General features: G+C 73.4%; 13 protein-coding genes. 2 read left to right on the forward strand and 11 right to left on the reverse strand.

Going from position 1 to position 15,664, the window contains the following annotated elements:
• Positions 1 to 235 precede the first annotated feature (235 nt).
• The 4 genes from GCU60_RS13470 to GCU60_RS21630 form a co-directional block, all read right to left on the reverse strand.
• A complete protein-coding gene (locus tag GCU60_RS13470; RefSeq protein ID WP_163206051.1) occupies positions 236 to 3,109 on the reverse strand; it encodes a vitamin B12-dependent ribonucleotide reductase in 2,874 nt (957 codons plus the stop codon).
• A gap of 144 nt (positions 3,110 to 3,253) precedes the next feature.
• Positions 3,254 to 3,763 carry a transcriptional regulator NrdR gene (gene nrdR / locus GCU60_RS13475; protein WP_163206053.1) on the reverse strand — a complete coding sequence of 170 codons (510 nt, stop codon included), beginning with the start codon at positions 3,761 to 3,763 and terminating at the stop codon, positions 3,254 to 3,256.
• A gap of 400 nt (positions 3,764 to 4,163) precedes the next feature.
• Positions 4,164 to 4,892 carry a hypothetical protein gene (locus GCU60_RS13480; RefSeq protein ID WP_163206054.1) on the reverse strand — a complete coding sequence of 243 codons (729 nt, stop codon included), beginning with the start codon at positions 4,890 to 4,892 and terminating at the stop codon, positions 4,164 to 4,166.
• 142 nt (positions 4,893 to 5,034) lie between these two features.
• Positions 5,035 to 5,373: a LysM peptidoglycan-binding domain-containing protein gene (locus tag GCU60_RS21630; RefSeq protein ID WP_163206055.1), complete on the reverse strand. Its 339-nt coding sequence runs from the start codon at positions 5,371 to 5,373 to the stop codon at positions 5,035 to 5,037.
• Positions 5,374 to 5,721: 348 nt separating this feature from the next.
• On the opposite strand from GCU60_RS21630, the gene lexA reads away from it, so the two are divergent.
• Complete coding sequence (lexA, locus tag GCU60_RS13490; RefSeq protein ID WP_163206056.1) at positions 5,722 to 6,468, forward strand: transcriptional repressor LexA; 747 nt, start codon at positions 5,722 to 5,724, stop codon at positions 6,466 to 6,468.
• Between the two features lie 66 nt (positions 6,469 to 6,534).
• Here lexA and GCU60_RS13495 read toward each other — a convergent pair whose 3' ends face one another.
• The 6 genes from GCU60_RS13495 to GCU60_RS13520 form a co-directional block, all read right to left on the reverse strand.
• Complete coding sequence (locus tag GCU60_RS13495; protein WP_239521163.1) at positions 6,535 to 7,584, reverse strand: hypothetical protein; 1,050 nt, start codon at positions 7,582 to 7,584, stop codon at positions 6,535 to 6,537.
• Positions 7,556 to 8,278 (reverse strand): phosphatase PAP2 family protein, encoded by a 723-nt coding sequence (locus GCU60_RS13500; RefSeq protein ID WP_345770583.1) that lies wholly within the window; start codon positions 8,276 to 8,278, stop codon positions 7,556 to 7,558. Before GCU60_RS13500 ends, GCU60_RS13495 begins: the two co-directional genes overlap by 29 nt.
• A 58-nt stretch (positions 8,279 to 8,336) precedes the next feature.
• A complete protein-coding gene (gene hflX / locus GCU60_RS13505; RefSeq protein WP_204261994.1) occupies positions 8,337 to 9,797 on the reverse strand; it encodes a GTPase HflX in 1,461 nt (486 codons plus the stop codon).
• Positions 9,798 to 9,912: 115 nt separating this feature from the next.
• Positions 9,913 to 10,785, reverse strand: a complete 873-nt coding sequence (dapF, locus tag GCU60_RS13510) for a diaminopimelate epimerase (protein ID WP_163206058.1) — start codon at positions 10,783 to 10,785, stop codon at positions 9,913 to 9,915.
• A complete protein-coding gene (gene miaA, locus GCU60_RS13515; protein WP_163206059.1) occupies positions 10,782 to 11,705 on the reverse strand; it encodes a tRNA (adenosine(37)-N6)-dimethylallyltransferase MiaA in 924 nt (307 codons plus the stop codon). Before miaA ends, dapF begins: the two co-directional genes overlap by 4 nt.
• Positions 11,702 to 12,415, reverse strand: coding sequence for a hypothetical protein (locus GCU60_RS13520; RefSeq protein WP_163206060.1), 714 nt, complete (start codon positions 12,413 to 12,415; stop codon positions 11,702 to 11,704). The genes miaA and GCU60_RS13520 overlap by 4 nt, the downstream gene beginning before the upstream one ends.
• Before the next feature lie 40 nt (positions 12,416 to 12,455).
• Here GCU60_RS13520 and GCU60_RS20390 point away from each other — a divergent pair, with 40 nt between their 5' ends.
• Positions 12,456 to 14,060 carry a DUF349 domain-containing protein gene (locus GCU60_RS20390; RefSeq protein ID WP_345770584.1) on the forward strand — a complete coding sequence of 535 codons (1,605 nt, stop codon included), beginning with the start codon at positions 12,456 to 12,458 and terminating at the stop codon, positions 14,058 to 14,060.
• Positions 14,061 to 14,121: 61 nt separating this feature from the next.
• On the opposite strand, the gene miaB is transcribed toward GCU60_RS20390, so the two are convergent.
• Positions 14,122 to 15,600: a tRNA (N6-isopentenyl adenosine(37)-C2)-methylthiotransferase MiaB gene (gene miaB / locus GCU60_RS13530; protein ID WP_163206062.1), complete on the reverse strand. Its 1,479-nt coding sequence runs from the start codon at positions 15,598 to 15,600 to the stop codon at positions 14,122 to 14,124.
• Between the last annotated feature and the right edge of the window lie 64 nt (positions 15,601 to 15,664).

A 15,664-nucleotide genomic window follows, 5' to 3' on the forward strand; every position in this document is an offset into this window, starting at 1 on the left:
GGCCACGTGCGGTCCGGGGTCCGCTGCTGCGCGGCGGCGCATCGACCCTCCTCCTCCACGGTTCCCTGTCCCGGCGACGCCGGGCGGTCCTGCCTACCCGGGAAGGCAGGGCTTCCCCCGGCCACACGCATGACAGATCCGTGACATCGACCGGTGCGCCATGCGGGACCGCCCGACCCGGGACATGCCACCGGCCCGGCTCCCCGAGGGGAACCGGGCCGGTGGGCCGATCAGATCAGCTGCAGCCGCTGGTGGAGCCGCAGCCCTCGCAGACGTAGCAGCTGCCGGCGGGACGCATCTTCGTGCCGCAGGTCATGCACAGCGGCGCGTCGGTGGCGGTGCCGGTGACCAGCTCGAGCAGCTCGGCCGAGGAGTGCGCCTCCTTGACCGACTTCGGGCCCTCCGGGGTGACCTTCTCCTCCACCTTGGCGGTCTCGATCGGCGCGGAGCCACGCAGCTGCTCCAGGTCGACCTCCTCCTCCTGGACGGCGGTGGTCGAGGCCGACGAGCCGTAGCCCGAGACCTGCGCCGCCCGCTCCTCGGCGGTGAAGATGCCGAGGCCGGCCCGCTTCTCCACGGGCAGGTGGTCCAGCGCCAGGCGACGGAAGATGTAGTCCATCACCGACTGGGCGATCCGGATGTCCGGGTCGTCGGTCATGCCGGCCGGCTCGAAGCGCATGTTGGTGAACTTGGAGATGTAGGTCTCCAGCGGCACACCGTGCTGCAGCGCCAGCGAGATGCCGATCGAGAAGGCGTCCATGACACCGGCCAGGGTCGAGCCCTGCTTGCCGAGCTTGAGGAAGACCTCACCGAGGCTGCCGTCCTCGTACATCCCGGCGGTCATGTAGCCCTCGGCACCGGCGACGCTGAACGACGTGGTGACGCTGGTCCGCTTCTTGGGCAGCCGCTTGCGCACCGGGTGGGAGAGCTCGGAGGAGGCGGGGGCCGCCACCTTCGCCTCGTCCTTGGTGCCGTCGTTCTTGCCCTTGCCACCGGACAGCGGCTGGCCGACCTTGCAGTTGTCGCGGTAGATCGCCAGCGCCTTGAGACCCATCTTCCAGCCCTGGAAGTAGATGGTCTCGACGTCCTCGACGGTCGCCGTCTCGGGCATGTTGACCGTCTTGCTGATCGCGCCGGAGATGAACGGCTGCACCGCGGCCATCATGCGGACGTGGCCCATCGGGGAGATGGCCCGCTCGCCCATGGCGCAGTCGAACACCTCGTAGTGCTCCGGGCGCAGGGTCGGGGCGTCCACGACGTGGCCGTGCTCGGCGATGTACTCGACGATCGCCTCGATCTGCTCCTCCTGGTACCCCAGGCTGCGCAGCGCCCGCGGCACCGTCTGGTTGACGATCTGCATGGAGCCGCCGCCGACCAGCTTCTTGAACTTGACCAGCGAGAAGTCCGGCTCGATGCCGGTCGTGTCGCAGTCCATCATGAAGCCGATGGTGCCGGTGGGGGCCAGCACCGAGGCCTGCGCGTTGCGCCAGCCGTTCTCGGTGCCGATCTCCAGGCAGTCCTGCCACTGGGCGGTGGCGGCCTTGAGCACGTCGGCGTCGTCGGCGCCGACCGGGCGGATGGCGTCGTTGGCCGCGGCGTGCTTGCGCATGACCCGGGCGTGGGCGTCGGCGTTGCGGGCGTAGCCGTCGTAGGGCCCGACGATGCCGGCGAGCTCGGCCGAGCGGCGGTAGGCGGTGCCGGTCATCAGGGAGGTGATGGCCGCGGCCAGGCTCTGGCCGCCGCGGGAGTCGTAGGCGTGGCCGGTGGCCATGAGCAGCGCGCCGAGGTTGGCGTAGCCGATGCCCAGCTGGCGGTAGGCGCGGGTGGTGTCACCGATCGGCTCGGTCGGGAAGTCGGCGAAGCAGATCGAGATGTCCATCGCGGTGATGACCAGCTCGACGGCCTTGACGAAGTTCTTCGAGTCGAAGGTGCCGTCGTCCTTGAGGAACTTCATGAGGTTCAGCGACGCGAGGTTGCACGAGCTGTTGTCCAGGCTCATGTACTCCGAGCACGGGTTGGACGCGTTGATGCGGCCGGTCTCGGGGTTGGTGTGCCAGTCGTTGATCGTGTCGTCGTACTGGATGCCCGGGTCGGCGCACTCCCACGCGGCCTGGGTCACCTTGCGGAACAGCGCCTTGGCGTCGACCGTCTCGAGGACGGTGCCGTCCATGCGGGCCCGCAGCCCGAACTCGCCGCTCTCCTCGACCGCGCGCATGAACTCGTCGGAGACGCGGACGGAGTTGTTGGCGTTCTGGTACTGGACGCTGGTGATGTCCTTGCCACCGAGGTCCATGTCGTACCCGGCGTCGCGCAGCGCGCGGATCTTGTTCTCCTCGCGCGCCTTGGTCTCGATGAACTCCTCGATGTCGGGGTGGTCGATGTCGAGGACGACCATCTTCGCCGCGCGGCGGGTCGCGCCACCGGACTTGATGGTCCCGGCGGAGGCGTCGGCACCGCGCATGAAGCTGACCGGGCCCGAGGCGGTGCCACCGGAGGAGAGCAGCTCCTTGGAGGAGCGGATGCGGGACAGGTTCAGGCCGGCACCGGAGCCGCCCTTGAAGATCAGGCCCTCCTCGCGGTACCAGTTGAGGATCGAGTCCATCTCGTCGTCGACGGCGAGGATGAAGCAGGCGCTGACCTGCTGCGGGGCGCTCGTGCCGACGTTGAACCAGACGGGTGAGTTGAAGCTGAAGTACTGGTGCAGCAGCATCCAGGTGAGCTCGTGCTCGAAGACCTCGGCGTCGCCCTCGGTGGCGAAGTAGCCGTGCTCGCGACCGGCCTCGGTGTAGGTGAGCACCACGCGGTCGATGAGCTGGCGGAGGCTGGTCTCGCGCTGCGGCTGGCCGACGGCGCCACGGAAGTACTTGGTGGTGACGATGTTGGTGGCGTTGATGCTCCACTCGGCGGGGAACTCCACGCCGCGCTGCTCGAAGTTGATCGAGCCGTCCCGCCAGTTGGTCATCACGACGTCCCGGCGCTCCCAGGTGACGTCGTCGTACGGGTGCACACCGGCGGTGGTGAAGACGCGCTTGATCTTGAGGCCCTTGCGGCTGGGTGCCTTGCTCGAACGGCGGGCCCGGGTGGCCAAGCGGTCGTCGGTCTCGGTCATGGTGTGGAGCTCTCCCTGGTCGTGTGTCGCGTGGTGCTTCGCGGGGCTGCGCAACGGGGCTGCGCGGTGCGGGATCTGAGGCTGGGGAAGAGCCGCGATCGGTAACTGCTCGAACTGCTGTCTATCGGTCGGCACTGACAGTTCTCAGCCGCCGGACGGGACGGGGTCCCGGGGCGCCGGCGGAGTGGTCCCGGGCGGCGGTGGTGCCGACTCCCGGGCCTTGAGCTCGGCGATCTCGCGCTCGAAGTCCGCCACCGAGGTGAAGGAGCGGTACACGCTGGCGAACCGGAGGTAGGCCACCTCGTCGAGCTCGCGCAGCGGGCCGAGGATGGCCAGGCCGACCTCGTTGCTCGGGACCTCCGCGGCGCCGCTGGCGCGGATGGCGTCCTCGACCTGCTGGGCGAGGAGCTTGAGCTGGTCCTCGTCGACCGGCCGGCCCTGGCAGGCCCGCCGGACGCCGGCAACCACCTTGCTGCGGTTGAAGGGCTCGCTGACGCCGTTGCGCTTGACGACGGCGAGCACCGCCTCCTCGACGGTGGTGAACCGCCGTCCGCACTTCGGGCAGGACCGACGACGCCGGGTGGTGGCGCCCTCGTCGGCCTCGCGGGAGTCGATGACCCGGCTGTCGGGGTTGTGGCAGAACGGGCAGCGCACGGTGGTTCACCTCCCTTCCGGCCGGACGCCCGGAGCGTTCCGGCCTGGCCCTCCACCGGTGCCCTGTGGACCCTCCTGGGGACATCCGGTGGATGCGCCGGGGAGAACCTGAGGACGAGCCTGTGGATGGGCTTACAGCTCTGTAACTACTAGATGTAGGGGAACCCTAGGCCGGGCTCCACAAGATGTGCAAGTGATCGTTTCCTCGGCGTGTTCCGCCCAGACCCGGACGTGCGCAGGAGGAACACCGGCACCCACCAGTCACACGACACGCCGTGCACGACGCGCGGAGAGCCCTGCGGCACCGTCCCCCGGCGGTGCCGCTCCACCCCCTTCCCCGGGTACGCCGACGGCGCCCGGCCCTGGGGCCGGACGCCGTCGGGGGACGTGCGGGCGTCGCTCAGTGCGCCACGAGGCGGGGTCGTCGCGAGTGCGGCGCCTGGTCGGTCAACCGCATCGGGCGGGTCAGCAGCTGGTCCCCGGCTCCGCCCCACTCGACGTCGGCGATCGTCTCCTCCACCGGCACCGGCCGGGCGGCGGGCACCGACCAGGCAGCCGTCGGCGGGAACTGCTCGCTCGGATGAGCCGGGGCGGACTCGGCGACGACGGCCGGGAACAGCTCGGTGTCCGCGGCGCGGTGCCGGCCCGCGTCCGGGTCGGCGGAGGGCGCACGGTGCCGGCCGGGCGGCACCGGGACAGCGGACGCCGGAGCCGGCCGCAGGTCGACGTCCTCCGGCGCCCGGCGCCGGCCACCCGCGGAGACCGGGGCGGACTGCGTCACGTGGTCGCGCGCCAGCGGAAGGCTGGCGGTGGTCTCGACGTCGACCCGACGACGGTGCGGGGCAGGGGTCGCCACCTGGCGCGTCGGGAGATCCTGCACTGCGCGCCGCCCGGCCGGCTGAGCGGACGTCCCGACCGACCGCTCCGGCAGCCGGAGCACGGCCAGGTCGGTCCAGGCGGTGCGCTCGAGACCGTCGACGACGGCGCGCACCCACACCTGGCAGGCGCCCTTCTCGTCGTGGCGCCAGCCGAGGAGCTCACCGGCCCACCAGGCACCCGCCTGGAAGACCTCGACGACCTGGGGCTGGCTGGTGAACACGGCTGCTCGGTTCTCCATGACGCTGGACACGTCGAGGAAGGTATGTCGGCGGCGAGCACGCTGGGTGAATGCGCCCACACAGAGGGTTGACGAAGTCGCTGCCGTGGCTTGTGAACCTCTTGACGCGGCGGTGCGCACGGCCGCGCGCCAGCGTGCTCACCACCGCGCGGTCTCACGGCAGGTGCAGCACCTGCCCGGGTTCGATGGCGGCACTGTCCAGGCCGTTCAGCTCCTGGATGCGGTCGACGACCTCCCGGACGTCCCGCTCGCCGGCGACCGAGCCGGCGATGGACCACAGCGTGTCGCCACGCTCCACGGTGACGCTGCTCGTCCCCATCAGCTCGAGGCCGCCGGTCCCGCCGCCCAGCAGCGAGTCCGCGAGCGCCACCACACCGACGCCTGCCGCCAGCACCAGCACCGCCACCAGCCGCCGGCCGCGTGCGGTGAGCCGCAGCCGGGGTGCCTGCGCGCCCTGCCGGGGAGCCGCCACCGGGGCGGCAGCCCGGCGCACGGGGGGCGCCGCGTAGGCGGCGGGAACCGGAGGCAGGACACGCAGGTGGCGCGCGGGTCGCGTCGATCCCGGCTCCGGAGAGCCCGCCCCCCGTGCGCCCGTCGTTCCGTCCGCCTGCAGAACCGCAGTGCTCGCCATGTCCCGTACCGCCCCTCATCAGCCGCTTTCCGGTCCGGTCGAACGCCTGTTCGATCCGAACGCCTGCCCGATGTCTACCGGATGCCGCCGACAGAAGCGACGGGACACGGTGAATTTTTCGAACACCTGTTTGAACTGACCGGCCGGGGGCGCTACGGTCGCCAGGACGGAAGACGGCACGGGCCGCACGGCGGCCGACGAGGAGGACACGTGACGGACTCGAGCGGGACGACCGGCGACACCCGGACGGCGGATGCCACCTCGGCCTCGGTCCGCACCTTTCCCGACCGCACCGCTGACGGCGACGGTCTGACCCAGCGTCAGCGCCGGGTGCTGGAGGTCATCCGCGACTCGATCGAGCGGCGGGGCTACCCGCCCTCGGTACGCGAGATCGGCGAGGCCGTGGGCCTGTCGTCGGCGTCGTCGGTCGCGCACCAGCTGTCGGTGCTGCAGAAGAAGGGCTGGCTCCGGCGGGACCCGAACCGGCCCCGCGCCCTGGACGTCCGCCTGCCCGGCGAGGCCGGCCGCAGCGCCGCCCCGGCGGTCGATCGGCCGGCGATGGCCGACGGCGAGCAGGCCTCGGCGCCGACCTACGTCCCGCTGGTCGGCCGGATCGCCGCCGGTGGCCCGGTGCTCGCGGAGCAGGCGGTGGAGGACGTGTTCCCCCTCCCCCGCGAGCTGGTCGGCGAGGGCACCGTGTTCATGCTCAAGGTCGTCGGGGACTCGATGGTGGAGGCGGCCATCTGCGACGGCGACTACGTCGTCGTCCGGCAGCAGCCGACGGCCGAGAACGGCGAGATCGTCGCCGCCATGATCGACGGCGAGGCGACGGTGAAGACGTACAAGCGCCGGGACGGTCACGTGTGGCTGCTGCCGCACAACCCGGCCTACGAGCCCATCCCGGGTGACGAGGCGACCATCCTCGGCCGCGTGGTGTCGGTGCTCCGCCGGGTCTGACCGACATCTCGCCCACCGCCCGACGAGCGGGGAGCCCCACCGGGCTCCCCGCTCGTGTCGTCGGCGTCAGGGACGGCGGATGAGCCGGCCGCCGATCCAGACGACGATCGTGGCGCCCAGCGCGGCGAAGAGCGCCGCCGGCAGCGGTGATCCGTCGCGGGTGAGCGCCGCGAAGCCGGGCACGGCCGTGTCCGTGGCGGGCGTGGGCGCGGCGACCACCGTGGGCAACGGCACCTCGGTGACCGCGCTCGGCAGTCCCTCGCTCGCCACGACCAGGCTCCGGGCATCAGCGCTGAAGCTGATCGCCTCACCCTGCGGGGACTCGGGGAGCGCCACCCGCACCGGCGGGGTCGTCAGTGCGCCGGCGACGTCGGAGCCGGTCAGCGGCCAGACGTAGGCGTCGGTGTAGGTGCGCAGCGCCACCGCGCTGCCGTCGGACGCGACCGCTCCCCCGGTGATCATGAGCTGACCCGCCCGCCCGACCGGCCCCCCGGGGGTGCCGGTGAGGGTCACGTTCACGGTGCCGACCCGCTCCATGGGGACGGAACCCCCGTCGGTGAGCGCACCCACGGGCCGGTACACGCCGCTGGAGCCGAGCACCTCCTTGGTGACCACGTACGGGGTGCCGTCCGGGGCCAGGAGCAGGGCTTCCGCATCGTGTGGGCCGTCGGGGTACGTCAGCCGGTACAGGGACGTCCCGTCGGGTCGCAGCACGTGCAGCGCGACGGTCGGGCGCTGGCCGTTGTTGTCGCCGGTGTCGGCCACCCACACCGCGCCGTCGGCGCCGACCGCGAGGTCCTCGGGGTCGTAGGGGTCGACGGGCGCCGTCTGCACGTCGACCACCTGGCACGCGGCGTCCAGGCCGTGGACGGCGAGCTGGGCGCCACCGTCGTTGAGCGCCAGCATCTGGTCGCCGACGACGACCAGACCAGAGAGCTCGGCCAGGCGCTCGTCGGTGATCGAGCAGCGGACCGTCGAGGGCGTGGTCGTCGAGGGCGCGGTCGTCTCCTCGGCCGCCGCGGGAGCCGCCGCACCCAGGGCAGCGCCCAGCGCCGTCGCCACGACGAGCCGGCGCCTCCAGGCGCGGCTACGTGGTGCCGGGTCCTTCATGGGCATAAACCCAGCGTGACAGGATGATTGCGTCGAGTGCGTGAACCACGCCCAACAGCACGATCCCGGCCGCGGCACCGACCACGGCGTCGGTGACCCAGTGGAAGTCCAGCGACACCATGGCGGCCCCGGTGACGAGCGGCCCGGCGATGCTCAGCCACCAGAAGGTGCGCTGGACCGTGGGCGACAGTCCGTACTGGACCGCCTGCCACCGGGCCACGCCCCACATGAGGACGGCGTTGGCCACGTGCCCCGACGGGAAGGAGGCGCCGTCGTCGTGGAAGAAGTACGAGCCGGGGAACGCCGGTGCGGTGCGGCCGGTCCCGTGCTTGATCGCGTAGACCCCAGCCGTCAGCACCGCCACCGCCAGCAGGACCCGGATCGCCGGCACCCACGTGCCGCGACGCCAGGCGAGGTAGCCCACCAGCCCGGCGAGGACGACCAGGATCGTCACCCGCCCGCCCACCTGGGTCAGCACCCAGACCAGCGGGTACGCGGCGGAGTCCTGCAGCCCCCAGTCGCTGACGACCTCCGACATGCGGAGGTCCATGCGCTCCAGGCGTCCCCGGCTCAGCAGGTCGGCGGTGACCAGCGCGCCCAGCAGGAGGGCGACGCCGACCAGCCACCACGGCGGCCGGCCGGTGGAGACGACGGGCGGCGATCCGGGCAGATCGACCTCCCGCACTGCTCCCCTGGTCACCGGGCCACCGTACCGGCCCGTGACCGGATCGTGATCCGGCTCCGGGTCGGCGGCGCGCTCAGGCGACCGGTGCGGCGAACTCCTCCAGCGCCGCGGCCAGGGCGCCGTCCACGCGCGCCGTCAGCCGGGTGCCCTCGCCCTCGTGCTGCTCGCTGAGCACCTCGCCGTCCCGGTGCACGCGCGCCACCAGGTCACCCCGCTCGTAGGGCACCAGCACGTCGACGTCGACATCGGGGTGCGGCAGCCGCTCGGCGATGAGGGCGCGGAGCTCGTCCATGCCCACGCCGGTGCGGGCCGAGACCCACACGGCACCCGGGAGGGCCTGGCGCAGGGCGAGGATGTCCTCCTCGTCCATCGCGTCGACCTTGTTCACGACGATGACCTCGGGCACCGCGGACGCGTCGATCTCCTGGAGCACGATGTGCACCGCGTTGATCTGACCCAGCGGGTCGGGGTCGGAGCCGTCGACGACGTGCAGCAGCAGGTCGGCGGCGGCCACCTCCTCGAGGGTGGAGCGGAAGGCGTCCACCAGCTGGTGCGGCAGGTGGCGCACGAAGCCGACGGTGTCGGTGAGCGTGAACTCGCGGCCGTCCGGGCCCTGCGCCCGGCGCACGGTCGGGTCCAGGGTGGCGAACAGCGCGTTCTCCACCAGGACGCCGGCTCCGGTGAGCTGGTTGAGCAGGCTCGACTTGCCGGCGTTGGTGTAGCCGGCGATGGCCACGCTCGGGGTCGCGTTGCGGTCGCGGCTGTTGCGCTGGGTCGCCCGTGCGGTCGCCATGCCGGCGATCTCGCGCCGCAACTTGCTCACCCGCGAACGGATTCGGCGACGGTCGGTCTCGATCTTGGTCTCACCGGGACCGCGGGTACCGATACCGCCACCCCCGGCGACCCGGCCACCGGCCTGCCGGGACATCGACTCACCCCAACCACGCAGCCGCGGCAGCATGTACTGCATCTGGGCGAGCTCGACCTGGGCCTTGCCCTCCCGGCTGGTGGCGTGCTGGGCGAAGATGTCGAGGATCAGCGCGGTGCGGTCGACGACCTTGACCTTGAGCACCTTCTCCAGCTGGTTGAGCTGGCCGGGGGTCAGCTCACCGTCGCAGATCACGGTGTCCGCGCCGGTCGCCGCGACGATGTCGCGGATCTCGTTGGCCTTGCCCGACCCCACGTAGGTGGCGGCGTCCGGCTTGTCCCGGCGCTGGCTGACCGCCTCCAGGACTTCGGAGCCGGCCGTCTCGGCGAGGGCGGCGAGCTCGGCCAGGGAACGGTCGGCGTCGACCTGCGTCCCCTCGGTCCAGACGCCCACCAGCACGACCCGCTCGAAGCGGAGCTGCCGGTACTCGACCTCGGTGACGTCGGCGAGCTCGGTGGAGAGACCGGCGACGCGGCGGAGCGCCCCACGGGCCTCGAGTGCGTAGGAGCCGGTGGAGTCGTCGGGCTCGTCCCACTGCCCGGCGGGGGCAGGGCGGGTCGAGGGGGTCTGCTCGTCGTCGAGCGGAGCGTCGGCTGCGGTCGTCATCGGGTCCAGCGTGGCACGGTCCCGCGCGCGGGTCACCTGAGTTGTCATCGACGGGTACAACGCACGACACCCCCCGGACCATCCCGGCGGGGGCGGCCCGGTGGCCGGGGAGCCGTCAGGCCGGCAGCCACTCCGGGCAGAGCACGCCGGTTGCCACCAGGACGGCGGGCCCGGTGAGCACGGTGGTCTCCGGTCCGACCTGCACCGACAGGCGCCCACCGGGGACGTCGACGACGACGGTGCCCTCGCGGTACCCCTCGGCGACGAGCGCCGCGTAGGCCACCGCGCAGGCGCCGGTGCCGCAGGAGCGGGTCTCCCCCACCCCGCGCTCGAACACCCGCAGCCGCACGTGCGCCGCGGGCTCGACCACGTTGACCAGCTCGACGTTCACGCCCTCGGGGAACAGCTCGGGGTCGAAGCGCGGCGGCGTCGTCAGGTCCAGGGTGTCGACGTCCACGTCGGTGATGGCCGCGAGGTGCGGGTTGCCCATGGAGACGGCGAGACCGTCGAAGGACCGCCCGTCCAGCTGCGCGCTGCCCCGGCCGAACTCGCGGGCCGGGCCCATGTCGACCCAGTAGCTCCCGTCCGCCGTCGCCCCGACCCGGCGGGGTCCGCCCCGGGTACCGACCAGCAGGCCGTCCGCGCAGGCGGCGCGGTCCACCAGGCCCTCGCCGATCAGGGCGTGCAGGAACAGCCGGATGCCGTTGCCGCACATCTCCGCGTAGGAGCCGTCGGCGTTGCGGTGGTCCATGAACCACTCGCAGCGGTCGAGGTCCTCCCCCAGCACCGCCGGCGCGTCGGGCACGTGCGCGCTGCGGACCAGCCGCAGGACGCCGTCGCCACCGAGCCCGGCCCGGCGGTCGCACAGCCGCCGGACCACGGCGGCGTCCAGCCGGCCGCCCGCCCACACGGTGCCGTCGGGGTCGGGCAGCACCACGAAGTCGTTCTCGGTGCCGTGCCCGATCAGCACGCGGGGCGAGGAGGTCACGCGCCGATCGTACGGCCGGTGATCACCGCGGCGGCGGCCTCGACCAGGTCGGGCCGGGCGGCGTCGAGCCACGTGGTCGCGGGGTCCCGCCGGAACCAGGAGCGCTGCCGGCGCACGAACCGGCGAGTGGTGACGACGGTCCGCTCGCGCGCCTCCTCGGCGGTCAGCGTGCCGTCGAACTGCGCCAGCACCTGCGCGTAGCCGAGCGCGCGCGACGCCGTCGGCCCCTCGCGCAGCCCGTCGGCCGCCAGCGCCGCCACCTCCTCGACGAACCCGGCCGCCCACATCCGGTCGACCCGCAGGGCCACCCGCTCGTCGAGCTCGGCCGGTTCCCGGTCCAGGCCGATCGTCACCGCCGGGTAGTGCGGCACCGGCTCGGGCAGCTGGGCGCGGAACGGCCCGCCGGTCAGCTCGATGACCTCCAGCGCGCGCACGATCCGCCGTCCGTTGCCGGGCAGCACCGCGGTCGCGGCCGCGGGGTCCAGCCGCGCCAGCCGGGCGTGCAGCTCCCCCGGACCGACGGTCGCCAGCTCCGCCTCCAGGCGGGCGCGGATCGCCGGGTCGGTGCCGGGGAAGTCGAGCTCGTCGAGGACTGCGCGGACGTAGAGCCCGGAGCCGCCGACGAGGAGGGGCAGCACCCCGGCCGCCCGCAGCCGGTCGATCTCGGCGCGCGCCCGCTGCCGGTACTCGACGACCGAGGCCGGCTCGCGGACGTGCCACAGGTCCAGCAGGTGGTGCGGCACCCCACCCCGCTCGGCTCCGTCGGGCTTCGCGGTGCCGATGTCCATCCCGCGGTAGAGCTGCATCGAGTCGGCGTTGACCACCTCGCCGCCGAGCCGTTGCGCCAGGGCGACGGCGAGCGCCGTCTTGCCGGTCGCCGTGGGGCCGACGACGGCGACCACCGGCAGCACGCCGCTCACGCGACCACCCAGTCGGCCACGAGGTAGCCCACGCCGAACGGGGCCGTGTCGGAGCGCAGCCGCGCCGTCACGTGCCGCCCCCCGAACGCCTCGCCCACCGCCCGCCAGGTCGGCACCCCGGCGGCCAGCAACCGGCCGCCCTCGTCGGGGTCCAGCGCGGCCAGCGCCGCGGCGTCCCCGGCGGCCAGCGCCGCCGCCACCGCGGCGTCGAACGGCCCCGCCGCCGGATCCAGGTGGCCCGGCGCCTTTCCCGAGCGGCGTGCGGACCCGTCGCCCATCGCCAGCACACCCACGGTCGGCGGCAGGTGGCGCAGCAGCTCCCCCAGGTCGGCCGGCCCCACGCCGACCCTCGTGCCGGCGAAGGACGCCTGGTCCAGCAGCCACGCGCCCACCATGTGCTGCAGCGGCAGCGTGCGCCCGCCCGGTCGCACCCAGCCGTCGAGGGGGACGCGGAGGTCGACGCCGTACCCGCGCAGGTCGCCGCCGTCACCGGCACCGAAGCGCTCGCCTGCCGCCGGGCCGTCGCCGACGACGACCACGACGTCCGGTGTCGCCTCGAGCAGCGCGGTGACCGCCTCGGCGCACGCGCTGCGGAGCGCGACGGTCTCCGGAGCCGCCCGGCCCTCCACCGCCGGGAGCAGCAGCGGCGGGCTCGGGCAGAAGGCGACGGCGGCCGAGGGACGGGCCCGGCCGTGCGGAACGGTGGTCACGGCAGCAGTCTCGCCGATGCGACGTGGGACACTGCCGAACGTGTCGAGCACGGACAACCCCGGCACCGGGGTGCAGCAGGAAGCTCCGCCGATTGCGGAGACCCTCGAGACGACCGTCCCGGAGGCGGCGCAGGAGACCGGGAGCCCGGATGCGGTGACCCCCGCCGCCGGTACGCCGGCGGCGCCCACCCCCGCGGACGCCGCCCTCGCCGACCCCACGGACGGCGCCGCGGAGCCGGACCCGATCCCCGAGGCGGCTCCGGCCCCTGAGGCGGCTCCGGCCCCTGAGGCGGCTCCGGCCCCTGAGGCGGCTCCGGCGGCCGGGACGGCTCCGGCGCCCAGGCCCATGCCGGGCCCCGGACCGGGTCCCCGCCCGTCCGCGCCGGCGGCGACCCCCGCCGCGGCGACCCCGACCCCACCGGTCGAGACCGTCGTCAGCGACCCCACGCAGTGGGGACGGGTGGACGACGAGGGCACCGTCTACGTGCGCACCGCCGACGGCGAGCGCGCGGTCGGCTCGTGGCAGGCCGGCGACGCCGAGGCGGGGCTGGCCCACTACGGCCGTCGCTACGACGACCTCGCCACCGAGGTGTCGCTGCTGGAGGCGCGCCTCAAGGCGCACACCGGCAACCCGGGCGAGATCAAGAACAAGGCCCAGGAGCTGGCGGAGTCCATCCCCACCGCCACGGCCGTCGGCGACCTCGACGGGCTGGCCGCCCGCGCCCGGGCGATGGTGGAGACCGCGGAGTCCGCCAGCGCGGAGTACCGCGCCGAGAAGGCCGCCGCCCGCGCCGCGCAGGTCGCCCGCAAGGAGGCGCTGGCCGCCGAAGCAGAGCAGATCGCCGCGGAGTCGACGGCGTGGAAGGCCTCCGGTGACCGCCTCAAGGCGATCGTCGAGGAGTGGAAGACCATCCGCGGGATCGACCGCAAGACCGACGAGGCGCTGTGGTCGCGGTTCGCCGCCGCCCGCGACGCCTTCGGTCGCCGTCGGGGCAGCCACTTCGCCCAGCTCGACGCCCAGCGCGGCGAGTCCCGCGGGGCGAAGCAGGAGCTGATCAAGGAGGCGCAGCGGCTGGCGTCCTCGACCGACTGGGGCCCGACCAGCGCCGCCATGCGCTCGCTGATGGACCGCTGGAAGGCCATCCCCCGCATCGGCCGGGACGGCGACGACGACCTGTGGAAGGAGTTCCGGGCCGCCCAGGACGTCTTCTTCAACGCGCGCGCCGAGCAGGATAAGGCCCGCGACGCCGAGCAGGTGGCCAACCAGCAGGCCAAGGAGGAGCTGCTCGCCGAGGCGGAGAAGCTCGACCCGGCCAAGGACCTGCGCGGCGCCCAGAACGCGCTGCGGAAGATCCAGGAGCGCTACGACGCGATCGGCCACGTGCCGCGCGGCGCGATGCGCTCGCTGGAGGACCGCATGCAGGCCGTCGAGGAGAAGGTCCGGGGCGCCGCCGACGCCGGCCGCGTCCGCGTCGCGCCGGAGAACCCGATGGTCACCTCGATGCGCGCCGCCGTGACCAAGGCCGAGGAGCAGCTGGCCAAGGCCGAGGCGGCCGGCGACAAGCGCCGGATCGACGAGGCCCGGGCCAACCTCGCCACCCGCCAGGAGTGGCTCGCCGAGGCGGAGAAGTCCGCCCGCCGCTAGGTCGAGGTACGTCGAAGGGCCCCGTCCGGATCGGACGGGGCCCTTCGTCGTTCGCATCGGTTCAGCAGCCGGAGGTGACCACCGGCAGCGGGTCGGGGACGCCGACCCGCGGCATGCCCAGCGAGACGCCCGGCGTCGTCGGCCGGGTGCCGGCCTCGCTCGCGTCGCCGGCGCGCGTGCGCCGGTGGGACAGCAGGGCGCCGTCGGCGACGAGGTGGTGCGGCGCGGCCTCGGTGATGACCGTCTCGACGACGTCGCCGGGGCGGACGCCGTCAGCCGCCGTGAAGTGCACGAGCCGGCCGTCGCGCGCGCGGCCGGACAGCCGGCCGCGCGCGGCGTCCTTGCTGCCCTCCCCCGAGGCGACCAGCAGCTCGACCGTCCGCCCGATGAGCGCGCGGTTCTCGTCCCAGCTGATCCGGTCCTGCAGCGCGGTCAGCCGCAGGTAGCGCTCCTGGACGACGTCCTTGGGCAGCTGGCCGTCCATCTCGGCGGCCGGCGTCCCGGGGCGCTTGGAGTACTGGAAGGTGAAGGCGCTGGCGAAGCGGGCCTGGCGGACGACCTCGAGGGTCTGCTGGAAGTCCTCCTCGGTCTCGCCGGGGAAGCCCACGATGATGTCGGTGGTGATCGCCGCGTCGGGCATGGCGGCCCGGACCCGGTCGATGATGCCGAGGTAGCGGTCCTGCCGGTAGCCACGGCGCATGCGGCGCAGCACGTCGTCCGAACCGCTCTGCAGCGGCATGTGCAGCTGGTGGCAGACCGCGGGGGTCTCGGCCATCGCGTCGATGACGTCGTCGGTGAACTCGCGCGGGTGCGGGCTGGTGAACCGGATCCGCTCGAGGCCCTCGATCCGGCCGGCGGAGCGCAGCAGGTCGGCGAAGGCGCCGCGGTCGCGGAACTCCACGCCGTAGGCGTTCACGTTCTGGCCGAGCAGCGTCACCTCGAGCACGCCCTGGTCGACCAGCGCCTGCACCTCGGCCAGGATCTCGCCGGGGCGGCGGTCCTTCTCCTTGCCGCGCAGCGCCGGGACGATGCAGAACGTGCAGGTGTTGTTGCAGCCGACGCTGATCGAGACCCAGCCGGAGTAGGCGGAGTCCCGCTTGGCCGGCAGGGTGGACGGGAAGACCTCGAGGGACTCGACGATCTCCACCTGCGCCTCGGCGTTGTGCCGGGCCCGGTCGAGCAGCGCCGGCAGCGAACCGACGTTGTGGGTGCCGAAGACGACGTCGACCCACGGGGCGCGGCGCACGATCTCGCCGCGGTCCTTCTGCGCCAGGCAGCCGCCGACGGCGATCTGCATGCCCGGGTGGGCGTCCTTGACCGGGCGCAGGTGGCCGAGGTTGCCGTAGAGGCGGTTGTCGGCGTTCTCCCGCACCGCGCAGGTGTTGAGGACGACGACGTCGGCGTCGTCCCCCTCGTCCGCGGCGGTGTAGCCGGCGTCCTCCAGCAGGCCGGACAGGCGCTCGGAGTCGTGCACGTTCATCTGGCACCCGTAGGTGCGCACGCGGTAGGTGCGCACGGGGCTCTCGGCAAGGCTCTCCATGACAGCTGTGAGGGTACGACCCCGGGGCCCATATCGATTGTCATTGGTATCGATTGTCGTTATG

This window comes from Blastococcus saxobsidens, assembly GCF_010682065.1.
GTDB lineage: Bacteria > Actinomycetota > Actinomycetes > Mycobacteriales > Geodermatophilaceae > Blastococcus > Blastococcus saxobsidens_B.

What these genes read in the sequence shown, in the direction of transcription:
- GCU60_RS13470 (WP_163206051.1), bottom strand. Translation starts at nt 3,109, where the DNA reads ATGACCGAGACCGACGACCGCTTGGCCACCCGGGCCCGCCGTTCGAGC.
- hflX (WP_204261994.1), bottom strand. Translation starts at nt 9,797, where the DNA reads ATGACGACCGCAGCCGACGCTCCGCTCGACGACGAGCAGACCCCCTCG.
- miaB (WP_163206062.1), bottom strand. Translation starts at nt 15,600, where the DNA reads ATGGAGAGCCTTGCCGAGAGCCCCGTGCGCACCTACCGCGTGCGCACC.
- GCU60_RS13495 (WP_239521163.1), bottom strand. Translation starts at nt 7,584, where the DNA reads ATGCCCATGAAGGACCCGGCACCACGTAGCCGCGCCTGGAGGCGCCGG.